At 50.7% G+C, this 15,491-nt stretch carries 12 protein-coding genes; all 12 read right to left on the bottom strand.

The window, feature by feature from the left end:
* Positions 1 to 6 precede the first annotated feature (6 nt).
* Positions 7 to 357: an O-fucosyltransferase family protein gene (locus NC979_RS17730; protein ID WP_190519329.1), complete on the bottom strand. Its 351-nt coding sequence runs from the start codon at positions 355 to 357 to the stop codon at positions 7 to 9.
* A gap of 2 nt (positions 358 to 359) precedes the next feature.
* Entirely contained in the window at positions 360 to 1,070 is a 711-nt protein-coding gene (locus NC979_RS17725) for a class I SAM-dependent methyltransferase (RefSeq protein ID WP_190519327.1), read from the bottom strand.
* Between the two features lie 46 nt (positions 1,071 to 1,116).
* Positions 1,117 to 2,589 carry an FkbM family methyltransferase gene (locus NC979_RS17720; RefSeq protein ID WP_190519325.1) on the bottom strand — a complete coding sequence of 491 codons (1,473 nt, stop codon included), beginning with the start codon at positions 2,587 to 2,589 and terminating at the stop codon, positions 1,117 to 1,119.
* Positions 2,590 to 2,689: 100 nt separating this feature from the next.
* Positions 2,690 to 3,955: an ABC transporter ATP-binding protein gene (locus NC979_RS17715; protein WP_190519323.1), complete on the bottom strand. Its 1,266-nt coding sequence runs from the start codon at positions 3,953 to 3,955 to the stop codon at positions 2,690 to 2,692.
* 41 nt (positions 3,956 to 3,996) lie between these two features.
* On the bottom strand, positions 3,997 to 4,863 hold the full coding sequence (locus tag NC979_RS17710) for an ABC transporter permease (protein ID WP_190519321.1): 867 nt from the start codon (positions 4,861 to 4,863) through the stop codon (positions 3,997 to 3,999).
* A gap of 33 nt (positions 4,864 to 4,896) precedes the next feature.
* Positions 4,897 to 5,322 (bottom strand): hypothetical protein, encoded by a 426-nt coding sequence (locus NC979_RS17705; protein ID WP_190519319.1) that lies wholly within the window; start codon positions 5,320 to 5,322, stop codon positions 4,897 to 4,899.
* A gap of 230 nt (positions 5,323 to 5,552) precedes the next feature.
* Positions 5,553 to 6,854 (bottom strand): glycosyltransferase family 4 protein, encoded by a 1,302-nt coding sequence (locus NC979_RS17700; RefSeq protein WP_190519317.1) that lies wholly within the window; start codon positions 6,852 to 6,854, stop codon positions 5,553 to 5,555.
* Positions 6,855 to 7,611: 757 nt separating this feature from the next.
* Positions 7,612 to 8,607 (bottom strand): hypothetical protein, encoded by a 996-nt coding sequence (locus tag NC979_RS17695; protein ID WP_190519315.1) that lies wholly within the window; start codon positions 8,605 to 8,607, stop codon positions 7,612 to 7,614.
* Between the two features lie 67 nt (positions 8,608 to 8,674).
* Positions 8,675 to 10,735, bottom strand: coding sequence for a hypothetical protein (locus tag NC979_RS17690; protein ID WP_190519313.1), 2,061 nt, complete (start codon positions 10,733 to 10,735; stop codon positions 8,675 to 8,677).
* A 63-nt stretch (positions 10,736 to 10,798) separates the two neighbouring features.
* Positions 10,799 to 13,090 carry a GumC family protein gene (locus tag NC979_RS17685; protein ID WP_190519311.1) on the bottom strand — a complete coding sequence of 764 codons (2,292 nt, stop codon included), beginning with the start codon at positions 13,088 to 13,090 and terminating at the stop codon, positions 10,799 to 10,801.
* A gap of 134 nt (positions 13,091 to 13,224) precedes the next feature.
* A complete protein-coding gene (locus NC979_RS17680; protein WP_190519309.1) occupies positions 13,225 to 14,364 on the bottom strand; it encodes an SLBB domain-containing protein in 1,140 nt (379 codons plus the stop codon).
* 137 nt (positions 14,365 to 14,501) lie between these two features.
* Positions 14,502 to 15,287 (bottom strand): peptidylprolyl isomerase, encoded by a 786-nt coding sequence (locus NC979_RS17675; RefSeq protein ID WP_347403935.1) that lies wholly within the window; start codon positions 15,285 to 15,287, stop codon positions 14,502 to 14,504.
* Positions 15,288 to 15,491 lie beyond the last annotated feature (204 nt).

The following is a 15,491-nucleotide window of genomic DNA, read 5'->3' as shown; positions in this document are numbered from 1 at the left end:
AGCCATCTAAATAAGTATTGCTTTTAAGGTCAAATATTCCTGGGTCAAAAAAAAAGATTTCTCTTTATGAAAATGATAGCCCATGACTTTTCGTTGCAGCTTCCAAAGAATCAATTTAGGCTTGCTATCGTGGGGACATATGTATTTATTTTTCTCTTTGGGACTAGCAAATTTAATATCTATATTAAAAATGCTTAGTTCATAATCCCTAAATAGGTGACTTTCTGTTGATGTTCTGTTTAATAGGAAGCTTAGATCTAATTTTAATTTTGTATTAAGATGCTCAGACAACGCTCTTCCCAGAGCATATTGAAACATTTGATTTCCCAAGCCACCCTGAAGTTTCATGATAATCATAATTAGTTCTTCTTTTTAACAGCCATTACATGAAAACCGAAGCTTAATAAAGCTGACGATCCTTTATCTTTGTCAGAAAATCGCTCTAGAGCATTTAGCAGTAGTTTTAACGCCAATCGCTCCCATATTCTCAAATAATTATTTGAATAAGTGCTTGCCACGTAAGGAATACGCCGAATTTCTTGGGCTAGATATTCAAAGAAGTTACCGTTAGCTTGTAAATCAACAATCTCAAATCCATCTTGAGCTAAATGAAATTCATAAAAGTAGCGATTGAACCCACTGTAGTAATGATATGGAGAAAAGTGAGTAAGACTACAGAAAGGAGCAGTAATGATTAGATACCCATTAGGTCTTAATAATCTAGTGAATTCCTTTAAAGCCAATAAAGGATCTGGTAAGTGTTCAAATACTTCTGTACATAAAATTGCATCAAATGAAGAATCAGGTTCGGGAATTGATGTAATATCACAAATAATATCTAAATTATTTTGATCCCAACTTCCCATCTGTAAGCCTTTGCTATCTCCACTACCGTCATATTTAGCAAAATCTTGAGAGACGTAATTGAAGTGGGAACAGAACCTTTTGAATTGTTGTTCCCCTGCTCCTGCATCTAAAATACGTGACCCTTTTGGAATTTTAGTCAGAGCTTGCTCTAACCAAAGTATCCGAGCTTCTTCATTTCTTGTGCCAACTTTCGCTTCAAACATAATATTAACTTAAAGGTCTTTAAAAATATTTGTTGTTCAAATTATCTTATGTTCGAATCCATCTGTCTTTCCTTACAAATATTGTATTTATATAGGTATCTGCATAAACTAAATATCCGTTATTTTCTAAAAACTCTATTATTGATTTATTCTTAACCCCATTGCCATTCTTGGAGAAACTCATAGTCTCTACGCAAATAACAATTGGATAATTTTTTTCATAATCAATTGATTTCAGTATTGTTTCATCTAATCCCTCAACATCCAGAGACAAAAAGTCAGGAAAACTATTGTTCCATTGAGTCTTTATAATATTATGCAATTTGTCAACTTTTATTTTCCCAATTGAAACAATAGGATAGCCAAACTCAACATATTTATCTGCTTCAATCTTCGAAAACGTGTTGAGTGTAGGGGAAGACATAAAATAAAAATCTATTACATCAACTGTGTCAGCTACCCCAATGTTCAAGTTTAGATCACGCTTTCTCGTATTGAGAAACTTCTTAAATAAAATAGGATCGGGTTCAATATTAATTCCTATCGATCCACTCAAGTAAAAAGTAGCAGTGTTATTCAGATACTCTGGATCGTGGGCGCCAATATCAATATATGAAGGGTGTTGAATTCCTAAATTATCAAAAATAAATTTAACTATTAAGTCCTCTCCACATTGAGAATGACTTATTTGACTGTATTTCCTGATTTGAGATGCGGGATAAAACCACTGCTTAATTTCTCTTTTTATATAGGATAAATTTGATTTAATTATTAATAAAAACTCCTCAATTTTGGGTTTAATTGATCTATTGATGTGGTTTCTTATTTTTTGAGAATATAAATTCAAAAGTAATTGCATTAAGGTAATCTTACTTAAACTGGATTCTGAATTAATATATAGCTGATCTCCAGAAACATCTCCCACAGTATCTTTGACTTTTATGAATGCATTTTCTCGCATAAATTCTTCAATTTCTTTCTTTAGAGGCTGATCTTTGTACAGCTCTAATGCTTCTACTTCAAGCCAAATTAATTTAATTTTTTTGATGAATTTTCCAGCTCCTTTCAGAATTTTGAGTTCCGCACCTTGCACATCCATGTGTACAAAGTCAATAGAACTTATATCTTTTTCAATGCAAACATTATAGAGAGTGTTAGTCTCAACACTGATAATATTAGAAAACTTCAGCCAAGGGAAAATATCTAAATTCTCAGTAGGGGCAAGTAGTGAACTTGATTTATTACCGTAGTCCCAATCTTCTTTCTTATCCTCTAACTGTCCTGAAGAGACATGGAAATTACAAATACCTGCCTCATCCGACAAAGCAAAAGGTAAAATCTCAACATTTTTCACAGAGTACTTATTTAGATTTTCTTTCAATAGGGATAAATTACTAGGCAACGCTTCTACAGCAAAAATCCTAGCGCTAGGAAAAACTTTAGAGTATTTAATTGAGTCTTCGCCTTCACAACTGCCGATATCAAATATTACTAGAGGCTTTTGAATATCAAAAATCAATCTGAGTTCGTATTCAATTGGGGATGGACTGTTAATGTAAGTATCTCTTGTGAAAGTCAAAAGTTAAAAACCTCTCAAAATAAAGATGTGTATTGATCTATTAAAGACGTACTGCGATATTAGAATTCAATATTTCTACATCCATAGGATTAAGAATGCTACCAACAGATGACACTTTCACTAGGTCGATACTTTCGCTAAAATCTGCAATATCTAATATTCCAGCATTCTCAATGTAATGAATTGTTTGAAGATCTTTAGAAAGGCCAACCACCAGAGGATACCTACCCGTTCCTAGTATTATTTTATCTTCACGAAAAACTGCTTGATATTCACCAATTACTAAAGAGTAAGGCTTACTCCAAGCTGTCCGCAAAGAAACCTCCTCACTTGTTAACATTCCTAAGCCAATTACAAAGTGGTCTATATTTTTTACAATGGTAAAGTTGATCCGAACTTGCCAAGGTTTGCCGACAGGAACAGAACATACTGGATTACCATTCTCATCCTCCACAGCGAGCTTATGAGCATAGCCAGGTGCATTTTTGTCTTTAGGTGGAGGTAGTTCATAAGTATATTGTGCATTCATTCCGGTTTCAGTATAAGTTTTCAATACTGAATCGGTATCACCCAGTTTCATCATGCTTCCTCTATCTAGAAGAACTGCCCTTTCACAAAGCTTACGAATAGCTGCAATATTATGACTAACAAATATAACTGTTCTGCCTTCACTAGCAACAGCATTCATTTTGCCTAAGCATTTTTTTTGAAAATTTAAATCTCCTACCGCCAGCACTTCATCCACCACTAAAATTTCTGGCTCCAAATGCGCCGCCACCGCAAACGCTAGGCGCACATACATGCCACTGCTGTAGCGCTTAACCGGCGTATCTAAAAACCTCTCTACCTCCGCAAACGCCACAATCTCATCAAACTTACGGCGAATATCTACCTTGCTCATGCCCAAGATGGCACCGTTCAGGTAAATATTCTCGCGCCCCGTCAACTCTGGGTGAAACCCCGTGCCTACCTCTAGCAGGCTGGCCACCCGCCCCTTAATGCTAATGCGCCCCTCTGTCGGCTCAGTAATGCGGCTGAGAATCTTAAGCAGTGTAGATTTGCCTGCGCCGTTGCGGCCGATGATGCCGATGCGATCGCCCCGCTTTACCTCAAATGAGACATCTTTGAGAGCCCAAAACTCCTCTGAGTTTGGTTTTTGGTGTTTAGCTTTTGGGTTGAAAACTTGGGTGATATTTTTGGCTTTGTTAGCCAATACATCTCGCAGAGCCGTGTAGCGCTCTTGCTGCTGCTGGCCAATGATATATTTTTTGCCTAGATTTTCAACGCGAATTACGGTGTCAGACATGCTAGCCGTCCGTGAAGGTCGTGGTGTAAAAGCATCGGCTGCTAAATCACGTCTGCAAAGGTGCGCTCCATTTTGCGGAAATACCAGATGCCAGACACCAGCAGCAGCATGACTAGACTCGTCGATAGGGCAAACCCCGGCCAGTAGATGCTGGCCTCGTTCCCCAAAATGGCCCAGCGAAAGCCGTCAATTACTCCGACCATAGGGTTTAACGAGTACAACAACCGCCACCGATCAGGCACAATGCTGCTGCTAAACCCTACTGGAGAAATGTATAGGCCAAACTGAACTAAAAACGGCACGATATAGCGAAAATCGCGGTACTGCACATTGAGAGAAGCCATCCATAGTCCTACACCCATAGAAGCGGCTAGCGCAATTAGGGTAAACAGCGGTAAGGTAACGATTCGCCAACTGGGTACGTAGGTGAACCACACCATGAGCGCTACCAAAATGATGCCAGAGATGGCGAAGTCTACAAAGCTAACTACTACAGCGCTAGTAGGTACTACCAGGCGAGGAAAATATACCTTTGATAGTAGGTTGGCATTAGCAATCAGACTGTTGCTGCACTCTGATAAAGCCGTAGAAAATAGCTGCCAGGGAAGCATGGCTGAAAATACCAGGATGGGGTAGGGCACCCCGTTCGATGGCAAGTTGGCTAGACGACCAAACACTACTGTAAACACCACCATCGTCAGAAATGGCCGAATGAGCGCCCATGCCACTCCGATAGCAGTTTGCTTGTAGCGCACTAAAATATCGCGCCAAGCTAAAAAATAAAACAGCTCTCGGTAGCGCCAGATATCTTGCCAGTAGTTTTTCTCTGTGCGACCCGCTTCAATAATCAGCTCGGCTTCGCTGGGATCACTTGATGGCCGGCGCCGCTTAATCTTCAGCTTGGTCATTGAGAGTTACCTAAGTCGGAATTAACCGCTAGCTTAACCAATGCGGCGAAAGTCTTTGATGCCCTGGTACTGGGTTTGGCGAGCCTGGCGGCGGGTAAATTCGCTAACGCTGGGGTTGCCGGTGGGAAGAATTACGCCGCTGGCTTGCAGCCAGAGGTGTTCTGGCGCGGCTACAACCATGTAGCGATTAGCGACGGTTCTATGGACATGGTACCAGCGGGTTTCTTGGCAGTGATCGCACCAAAAGGCCTCGAGCCATTCACCGGTTAAGGGAACGGTGCCGTAACCGGCGATGACGGTGAGCGATCGCAGTCGGCTCAACCCTCGCTGCTGGAGATGCTCGGGCTCAGTTGTGTAGAGCGGATACTTTTGGCTAACGCTGTCGAGGTAGGTGCCGTGGTCGGGGCAGTAAATGGCGCGTCGTTTAGATCGGCTACGATTGCGGCGGGGCTGAGTCATATTGGAAAAATGGCAAAGAGCACAGGGCTAACTAATAACTAAAAGGCATTGGATAAAGATAGCCACACCCGTCCTGGACTACGGCCTCGGCGGATGCCGAGGTTGCGGGGGAGAGACTGAGATCGCAGTGACCATCAAAGCCCACTCCATGCCAGAAGGGTACAGGATTTATTGAATTAGGCAAGGGCTAAAGCCAGTTTTTTAAGATTCTTTTGCCATGGTTGGTGCGGTCAGAGGCGAGAGACAGTAGCCTTGGGCACCTCAGCCAGCGGAGGCGCTACTGGAGTTTGCAGGCAAGCTTTTACAACCTCAAAATAGCGGTTGGTACCCTGCTCGGGGGTAAACTTTTGCTGCATGTAGCGACGACCTCGGCTACCCATCTGTTGAACTAGAGCCGGGTTGGCCACCAGTGTTCGAATGAAATTGGCTAGCCCCGCACCATCGCCATTGCTAAAGGCACGACCAAATCCCCCTTCGGCCAGCAGCGATCGCAGGTAGGAATGGGGTTCGCAAATAGCAGCCACAGGTCGGCCTGCAGCTAGGCTGCCGTACAGTTTGCTGGGGGCCACTAGCCCTTCTACCCCTTCTACCAGGCTGACCAAGCTGAGGTCACAGGCGGTGAGAGAAAAGGGCAGGGTTTCTTTTGCTTGGTAGGGCAGAAACAAGCAATTGGTCAGCGCTGCGCGGGCCGTACGGTCTATACAGAGCTGGCGCTTGGCCCCGGCACCGATAAACACAAACCTAACGGGCTCGTGGCGCAGAGCAAAGGCTGCTGCCAAGATAGTGTCCATGTCGTGACAGCGCCCCATATTGCCGGAGTAGAGAACCGTAAAGACTTGATCGAGCTGATGGTGTAAAGCGAACCAGTTGTTCGCTTTTGGCAATGGAACAATCAGGCTGGGGTCAGCCCAGTTGTGAATCACCGCTATTTTGTCGGCGGCTTCGGGGCAGTGATCGACAATGCGCTGCTTCATGGTTTGGCTCAGCACCACAATGGCCTCAGCTCGCTGCCAGGTGCGACAGTTGAGCCAGCGCCACAGGCGCACCAGCCAGTGACGTTTTGAGACCACTCCCAGGGCCAAGGCCACTTCGGGGTAAAGGTCGTACACCACGCACAGATAGGGTTGGCCAAACAGGCAATACATTAGATAAGCCAGTACCGGCAGATAGGGAGGTTCGGTGGTGACTATCAACAGCTGGCCGCGGCGGGCTGGGTGAAGGAGCTTGATGAGCGATCGCAAACAGTAGAGCAACCCGCCCACTGCGCGCCCTCGAATTCGCTTGGGCCAGAGCCGCGAGGTGCGTGTGCGGCGAATAGTTACTCCCTGGGCCTCCTCCTGCTTGGGAGCGAGCCTGCGATCGTAGGCGTAGCCGGGCTGTCCTGCAAACACCTGCACCCCTACCCCCTGTCGACTAAAGCTCTGGGCTAGTTCTTCCACAAGCTGCCCGGTAGCGGCGTAGTCGGGTGGAAAAAACTGAGTCAGAATTGAGACCTGCAAGGGAAGGCTAGGCCGGCTGTGGTTTGCTCTCATAGGATCCACTCATTGTGCGATGCAACACGGATGACAACCAAATACTCTGTTTTGAGCTTTAGTTTCTAGATGGCTGCAGGTCTATCAGTTAAAAAATCACCTCAATTAGACGTGATATTGCCCTTAACTAGAGCTCAAAGTATGTATTGGGGGCAACATTTTCGAGGTTGTCACTAAATTTCAAAATCTATTCTTTGTGGTCAGAGTATTTCTTGAGGGTTGATGAGAGAGGCCCTGAAAATATTATTTTTTACAATTTACCTCATGATTGCGAATTCGGGCCTTTAAAATTCAAAGTTAGCCCTCACTTTTTGGAAAGGTTTAGGGACGAATAGCACTAAATTTTTGGGCTCAGCATCTGACCTACTCGACTAAATCGTTAAGACAACCGCTTCTAAAAAATGCTTATCTAAGTGTTAGTTAAGATGCCAGTGTAAAAGCAAAGCTTGAGTCTTTGCCGACCTTATATAAGTCTAGGAGCAAAGTTTTCGGAATCTATCTTAGGGATGAACTTCAAGCAACTTTCTATGGTGGATTCACTTTTACTCAAGAAAAATCGCAATCAACCACCATAAACTGAAATTATTGAGTTAGATTTGCTCAATAAACTCCTATCCGCTGTAAACAAAACAGCGGTTCAGTGCAAGTCTTTTTGATAAAGTCAAGCTCGACTAAATATACTTCTCCGACTGAGCTTTACTCCTCACATTGAGGCGCAGGAATAGACATCTTACTTGTAATTGATGGACCTGAGATATTAACTAACCTCAATGGCTGTCCGCAACTGTTGTAGCGATCGCCCCAGGGCGACAAAATCTGAGTTTTGGTTTAAGGTCGCCAAGGTCTCCGGAGCGCTGTTATCAACAATGCGGTTGTAGGCTTGAATAGCTTGCTCTAGCAGGGTGGGGTCAACGGCTATGACCGTAGAGCGAGGCCGAGGCTGGGGGGGAATCAGCCCACTAACCGCGTTGAACAGCGTCACTAGCTCGCGGTAGTCTGCTCCGGCTAGGGCCATTTCAGTGAAAGGCGCTACCTGACTGGGGGTCAGGCCAGTCGCAAAGGCGGCGGCTAAAAAGCCGGTAGTATTGGCAATTTGCGCCAAGGTGCCCCGTAGGGGTGCCACCATAGGGGTGCCACCCTGGAGCGTGAATACCGCCGAGGTGACCAGGATAGAACCGCTGCCGCCGGCTTCGGCAACGGTGGGGGCAGCAATCCCGAGGGTTCCCCGACTGCTAGTAAGTGAGACGCTTTCGCCATTGGCGATCGCCGCAGCTGCGGCCGCCGCCATGTCATCCACTGTCTCGACACCATCTTCGTCCTCGCTGGGGCCGCTAGCTCCTACAGGGCTAGGGCTGGTTAAGCTAATTTCTCCTGGCGTGGTCAGGAGAACGGCCAGGACGGGGTTAGTGCTCTGGAGCCCCTGAGCAATTTGATTGGCCGAAGTATTGAGCGCCTGCTGAGCGGTGGTGGTTAGGGTGATATCGCCGGTGATCGGGTCTACGGTGGCGTTGGCAGAGGCTGACTCTAGTAGCTGTTCCCCGCATAGGGGTGGCTCCACCCCTTGATCCACCTCTTGGTGACCGCATAGGGTTGATGCCCCAATCGGCAACAAGTTTGAGCCGCCGACGCTGACGCCGCTGGTCAGCCCCGTGGGGACCGAACCACTGTGGCCGGGCAGGGCGATCGCCAAGCTGCCGCTTACCAGAATTAGCATGAGCCATGTTTGCCGTAGCGGGCGCGCCAGTTTGTCCACGGGGATTCTCCTAACTAGGAATGAAGTGCAGTTGATGTCGAAGGGAGCAGTAGCAGATGAAAGGGGCTTAAAATCGGGGACTGAAGTTAAAGCCGTAGCCGATACTCAACACTGCGACGGAACCCGCCCGCGTATTGTTGCCGACGTCGCCATAGAGCAAGTTGAGGGTAAGGGGTACCGTGGTCACTGGCACAATGGAAGCTCCCACATTTAGACCCACACCACTCCAGGCAGTATTGATAGAAAATTGTGGATGCACTTGGAGCCCAACGCCGGCAAACACTCCTACATCGCTACTTTCACCGCTGAAAGCACCGCCCCCTAGCCCTAGGGAGGCGGTAATGGGCAGACGGTTACTGGGATGTTCTGGCTGGAGTAGATAAGCCGCCGTGACCACACCGTAGGGACTGGACTCGCTGCCGTTGGTATTGGCACCATAGGACGCAAAATTATTGATCCCCACGGCGGCGGCCACCTGGGTTTCTTCATTGCTGTAGACCTGACGATGAATTTTGGCGTCGAAGCCGCCGTTTTCGCCAAACCGTCGCACGCTCTGTAGGTTGTAGGCTAGCTCAACCCCTACGGCCCGGCGCGAGTCGCCTAACCCAAAGCCCATAGAGAGACTACCATCGGCCTCAGGGCGAATGCGATCGGCTCCAGCTAGCGAGGCGCTAAAAAACACATCTCCCCAGTTGGCCCCAAAGGCCGATGGAATGCCGGCATTAGGCGAGGGGGGAAAAGAGCGTGTAGCTCCAGCGGCGGTCGTGAGCGGTGGAACGCGCAGACTGTCGCGCAGCTGGGTCGCATCGGAAGACGGTGGTGTGGCTTGAGCGGTGGTGACGGGAACAGTATCGGCAGAGAGCGGGGCTGCGGATAGCTCTACTGGCGGCGAGGCTAGGGCGGTCCGACCAGTCGACAGGGTGGGTCGAGGGGACGGTAAGGCTAGAGCGACGTTGGAACTCTGTCCGGCGAATGACGGTAACTGTGGCTCTCGCTCAGCGGTCTGACGAGCTATCGCCGGGGCAGGCAATGGGGCAGCTACAGGAATTTGATTAGCGGCGGTGTTTTCAGACGAAGTGCTACGGTTGGCTCGTGAGGGCAGCGGCGGCAGCTGTGGCTCCCGGCTTACGGTTTCAGACTGAGAGACTGGTTGGGCAGGGTCACCCTGGATCTCCAGGCCGTAGGCGGTGCGCAGGTCGCGCAGCAACGCTTGAACCGCTGTTGACCGCGATCGCAGGGCTGCCACATTAGGGGGCTGCCGCAACCCGGTACTAGAGGCGGATGTCACTGCCTCAGAGGCAGGGCGATCAAGGGTGGCCTCTGGGGCTGGGGGGAGCGCGATCGGCGTTGGGGTGGCAGCTAAACGCTCTACTGCTGTAGGAATTGCGGGGCGAGGCGCTACCCCAGGTAGCTGAAGAACCTGGGCGGGTTTACTGGCTGTGGGTTTGGTGCTAACTTCAGCTGGAGTAACGGTTGGCGCAGCCTCGGTGCTGTCAGCAATGTTCTCAATAACTACCGGGGTAGCAGGCGTGTCGATGGAAGGACTGGCGATCGCAGCCTGGTTACTGTCTGCGGCCTCTGGCATTTCAGCTTGAGTCACCTCTAGCGTTGGCGCAGGGGTGACTGGCAGATCTGCCAGAGTATTGACTGAGGGTTCTGGACTCACCAATGCTGGGTTTGGTGCGGCAGCAGGGGCGATCGCGATGGCCTCTGGCACTGCTGTCGGGGCAGCTATGACGGCGGGTTCTGAGATTTCTGAGATTTCTGAAATACTGCTTTCTACGGCAGCAGTGGCCGGAGCCGATAGCTCTGTCTGAGGGATGACGACCGCTGCTGCTAGCGCTGGTTGCTGAGCAGCAGTCGCCGCTGCGGCCACAACAGGGTGATTTCCATCTGGAGTCCAAGCAGGTTGGGGCACCCCCTGCTCGTCGATTTGAGGTTCGGTGGTCTGGGCCGACGGTTCGGGCTCCATCACCGGGTGCGGATCTACACCTAGAGCCGTGCCCAAATTAGGATCAGGGGCTACAGCCAAGTTGTCAAGGGTGGCTTCAGCCTGTGATGGCAGCAACCCTAGTCCAGCTAGCCCCAATAGTCCGCCAGTAATTAGTGGTCTTGATTTGCGCTTCATTCCCTATTGCTCCTCACATCCCGTTGTTATCACCACACCTGCTGTTCACAGGGCAACCATCGACTAACCGTCATTGATCCCTGCGGCCACTCTAGGGCGACCGTAGTAACCGTAGTAATAGTCGTAGCCACTCTGACGGCTGTGGGGCACACCATTGACCACCAGACCCAGCAGCGGAGCCTGGACTGTGTTGCCCAGGTCGGCTAGCACCCTTTGGATCTCCGCTCGCTCAGACCGATTGAGTCGCACCACTAGCAGTAGCCCATCGGCGTGGGCTGCGGCCAGCTTGGCATCAACCATCCCGCCTGCTAGGGGTGGGGTATCAAAAATCATTAGGTCAAAGTGGCGGCGGTACTGCTCAGTAATCTGCTGCATTTTGCGCGATGACAGCAGGCGACCAGGGGCGGGGGGCCGTGCCCCTGCCGTTAGCAAGTGTAGGTTGGGATTACCCGGTATCACCTGAACTAGATCCATGGGGTCATCGAGCGGTTGAGTAATCAGATCACTCAACCCCTGACGGTTTGGTTGGCCAAAAATCAGATGCTGACTGGGCTTGCGCAGATCACCGTCAATTAACAGTACGCGGCGGCCCATGTTAGCGGCAGCAATAGCCAAGTGGGCGCATATGGTTGATTTACCCTCACCGGGCTCTGAGGAGGTCAGCGCTACCACCTGTATAGGGGTATCAGAGCTGAGCATGCGCAAGTTGGCCTCTAGTGAGTAGAATGCCTCGGCAAAGCTAAAGGAGGTGTATAGCTTGTGGGGGCTCTGGTTTTGGGTAAGCACATCGGCCATAGTGGCAGATAGATTGGGCACCATCAGCAGGGGCTGCTTTTGCAAGGCTGAGGCATTGGGTACCCCAGCCAAGTTGGGCAATTGAGTCGCTTTGATCAGTTCGTCAGTGCTATGAAAGGCTTGGTCGAGGCGATCGCGCAGCAACGCCGCAGTTCCTCCCAGCATCAGGCTCAACACCGTGCTGAGCAGCAGTTTGCGGGGCAGGTTGCTCGTTTCCGCAATGCTCGTCTCATTTAGGGGAGAAATCAGCTCCCACGGCGACGCCTGCCGCGCCATTTGAAACCGCAGATCTTGCCGACTTGCCAAAAGCTGATCGAGGCTAGTCTCCGCTACGGTCAGCTCGCGGCTAATCTGCTGATACGACCGGGAGAGGTCTGCTAACCGCTGAATCTCTGCCCGCAGCTGCTGCACAGCTTGGCCAATCGCTTGATCCTGGGTTTGCAATACCTGCATTTGGTTGGCGGTATCAACCAGCTGCTGCATCAAATCTCGACTTACCGATCCTTGGTAGCCCAAAGTTTCGGCTTCTACCGCCGACCCCACGAGGCGCTGGGCTTCCGCCTCCAGCAGCGGTAAAAGCTTCTCCCGCTCGTCTGTCAGCGCTTCAATCATAGGAGTGTCAGCCTGAAACCGGGCTGACTCCGCGGCAATGGTCTGTTCGATCTCACGCAAATCTTCCAGTAGCGACTGGTAGGTCGGTGACTCGTTGAGGTTTGCCACCCGAATGGCGGTATTGGGGTCAAAGCCTACCTGGTTCCGCAGATTTTCGTAGAGGGGATCTAGGGCGGTAAGCTCCACCCGTAGCTGTTCCTGGTCAGCCAGCATTTGGTTGAGCCGTTGGGTAACGCTCTCGCTAGTGGCGTTGACATCGACTAGGTCATAGCGCTTTTGAAACTCGCTGAGCTCCCCCTCAATAGCCGCAACTTCCTGCCATTTTTCCTGCAGCTGTTCATCTAAAAACGTTAGACCTCGGCGCAGCTCTCCCTGACGGTCTTGCACGCTGTAGTTGACAAAACCTTCGACTACCTGGTTGAGCACAAACCCTACTACCGCTGGGTCAGCGTTACTGTAGGTAATGCGCAGCACCTTAGATTCCCCTTCTTGGGTAATGTCCAGGCCGTTGAGTAGGGAGTTGTAGCTGATGTCAGGGTATCGCTGCTGGATCTTATCCAAAATAGGATTGATCACCGCCGGACCGCGCAGCACTCGAATTTGGCTGGTGTAATCAAGGCTAGTAGAGACTAATGGGCTAGGGACTCCGGTAACTGTGTCTAGGCCCGGAGTATTAATGGCAGTCACGGGCTCTACCAGCAGGCTAGCATTACCGCTGTAGGCTGGTGGACGGCTGAGGTTCCAGAGGGTGAACCCTGCTAAGGAAAGAGCCGCCACACCCAAAAAAATGCCCGCTCGACGCTTAAACACCCCTGCGATCCGATTGAAGTCTACCTCATCTCTCTGCTCCACCAGGGATGGCGGCGCCATAACAGTCATAAAACCAGGCTTGGCATGGCCGTGACCGTTGCCGTTGGTTTCATGGGTGGAGGAAGGGGGAAAAGGCATAGGGTATATCTGGGAATACTCCCAAGAGTTCGTTAATTTATAGCTCAAAACTTCAAAACTGACCTAGATTCAGATCTGATTGAACCTAAACCACAAGTTTTGATGCGGGTTTAGACTGCCGCCGGGACGCGGTGTTAAAAGCCGAGTATCCGCAAGACAGTAGTCAGAGACGTAAAAGGGCTCAGAAAGAGTCCTAGGGTGTCGCCAGCGGCGGCGGCGATATTGCGGTCCACAATCACTACGTCGTTGGGACGCAATATCGGGTTAGTGGTGTCGTTAGCAGCCGCAGATAGATCGACGTTCACGGTGCGTTGGTCAACGCTGCCATCGGGGTTGAGCCGGACTAGCTCTACCGTGGAATTCCGGGCCCGACTGCGCTGAAATCCGCCTGCGGCCAGAATGGCCTGATTCAGGGTGGAGTTAGCGGGCAGCGTTACCCCGCCGGGGCGTGCTACTTCACCAACTACCTGCACTGGTATTTCCTCTGGAGAAAAGTTGGCGCTAGAAATCGCCACTGACTCCTCGGGCACGATCGCTACGGCTTTGGGAATCACAATGGTGTCGCCGTCGCGCAGACGCACATCTTGGCTAATGTCGCCGGTGCGAATTAGCTCCCACAGACTGGTAGTGAGAACGGCCTCACCCTGGCGCTGGGGCCGCCGCACCTGAATATCTTTAATGTTGGCCTGCTGGGTAATGCCCCCCGCTTCCTGAATCACCTGGGTGAGGGTGGGCCACTGGCGACCGGCCCCGGCGCTGCCCCCGCTGGCTTCGGCCTCTAGCTCAATGGTGTAGGTACCAGGGCGGTTGACTTCGCCAGCCACCACCACCCGCACCGGGCGGACCGACAGCAGTGTGACAGTGAGCTGGGGCGGCCGGGTCAGCAATGGGGCATAGCTGTCGACTAAGGCCGCTTGAGTTTCGGCTAAGGTCAGCCCTTGCACGGCTACTACCCCAGCCATGGGAAGGGACAATGTGCCATCGACCAGCACCTCGTGAATGCCGTTTTCGGGGCCGCTGAACTCTGGAATGTTGAAAATATCGATGCGGATGCGATCGCCTGGTCCCAGCACATAGGCCTCAGGAAAACTTTCCTCAGCTGTGCCTAGTCCAGGCTCTCGTAACCTTTGAATAATTGACGGAGCAGCCTCTTCAGGCTCTGCCGGATTGTTTAGGGGCAGAGTTTCTGCCAAGGCTCTACCAGCTAAACCACTGAAGGTGGCGGCGGCCATTAGCACCCCCATTCCCCAGTCCATCGGTCGAAAGCGGGTCATGGTTGACCTCCTTAGGCTGTCTGGACAATCGTATCAAAATGTTACAGGTGCGCCCCGAGTTCATGATGGGCGATCGACTTAAGTTTGACCTCCGTAGTTAGCAAAGGTTTACCTTCGCTAAGTTAAAGATGCGATCGCTAGTCGTTCTTTGTCGGCAGAGAACTCGCTCCTAAGATAGCGTTGGCCTGAAGCTCCCGCTGCACTTGCTCAACTAACCAGGTGTTAAACAGCTCGTCGATTAGACGTTGGCGAGTGCCATCATCCAAGCGGGCCGGCAAAAATTTCTCTAGGCGCACCACCACAAACCACTCGCCGACGCGGGTCGGGGGCCAGAGCTGCTCAGGTTGGCTAATGGAGAGAATCCGGGCTAGGGCCGGGTGGGGCACCGAGAGCTCTACGGGGCCGATGAGGCCACCGGTTTGGGCCTCTTGCCCTTCAGAATACTGGCGGGCCAGATCGGCTAAGGGTTGGCCGTCATCTTTGATGCGAAAGTAAAGCTCTTGAGCCAAGCCCGCATCGCGGGTGCGAATCAGGGAGTACAGAACCCGATCGAGGTGTCCCTTGCGCTGCAAGAAGTAAGACTCAACCTGGTGTCCCCAGGTGTCGAGCTTATACTGCTGAAGCTTTCGAGCCCGCTGAGCTAACGCTAAAAGATCGCCTTCGGTCAGCCCCCGCTGGGCTAAAAACCCCTGCTGCTGCTCTGGGGTCGTCACCTGGTTGGCCTGCAAAAACTGGTCTAGGGCCTGGGCGCTTTGCTCTGGGGTGAGAGTGGTGGCGGCGATCGCTTGGTCAATCACCAGTTCTTTGATCAGCGCGGGCAACATCCCGTAGCGCTGTAGCCGGAGCACAGCATCGGCGGGAGTCAATACCTGGTCGCCGATGTGCAGCATTGGACTGGGCTCTGGGTTAGCAGGACTGTTCACAGACAATAACGCGTTAGCAAGCTATGTAGCCCAACCTTATCGCATTATGCCAGGGCATCTCGGTCGATTAAACCGCTCGATCGCCGAGTTTGGCGAAATTTTGGGTTGCTATCCGCAGTCGTCCACTCGCTGAGAAACAGCAATTTTGGGTCAGTTATAGACCCTTGACTGGGCTGCTACAATCCAGCCAACCTATTTTTCCTC

The organism is Leptolyngbya subtilissima AS-A7 (assembly GCF_039962255.1).
Taxonomy (GTDB): Bacteria; Cyanobacteriota; Cyanobacteriia; order Phormidesmidales; family Phormidesmidaceae; genus Nodosilinea.
Note: the sequence above shows the minus strand (reverse complement) of the source record. Positions and strands in the feature narration are given on the sequence as shown.

Bases quoted from the DNA above. Each gene is read 5' to 3' on its own strand.
- NC979_RS17730 (WP_190519329.1), bottom strand. From the start codon at position 357: ATGATTATCATGAAACTTCAGGGTGGCTTGGGAAATCAAATGTTTCAA.
- NC979_RS17725 (WP_190519327.1), bottom strand. From the start codon at position 1,070: ATGTTTGAAGCGAAAGTTGGCACAAGAAATGAAGAAGCTCGGATACTT.
- NC979_RS17715 (WP_190519323.1), bottom strand. From the start codon at position 3,955: ATGTCTGACACCGTAATTCGCGTTGAAAATCTAGGCAAAAAATATATC.
- NC979_RS17710 (WP_190519321.1), bottom strand. From the start codon at position 4,863: ATGACCAAGCTGAAGATTAAGCGGCGCCGGCCATCAAGTGATCCCAGC.
- NC979_RS17705 (WP_190519319.1), bottom strand. From the start codon at position 5,322: ATGACTCAGCCCCGCCGCAATCGTAGCCGATCTAAACGACGCGCCATT.
- NC979_RS17700 (WP_190519317.1), bottom strand. From the start codon at position 6,854: ATGAGAGCAAACCACAGCCGGCCTAGCCTTCCCTTGCAGGTCTCAATT.
- NC979_RS17690 (WP_190519313.1), bottom strand. From the start codon at position 10,735: ATGAAGCGCAAATCAAGACCACTAATTACTGGCGGACTATTGGGGCTA.
- NC979_RS17685 (WP_190519311.1), bottom strand. From the start codon at position 13,090: ATGCCTTTTCCCCCTTCCTCCACCCATGAAACCAACGGCAACGGTCAC.
- NC979_RS17680 (WP_190519309.1), bottom strand. From the start codon at position 14,364: ATGACCCGCTTTCGACCGATGGACTGGGGAATGGGGGTGCTAATGGCC.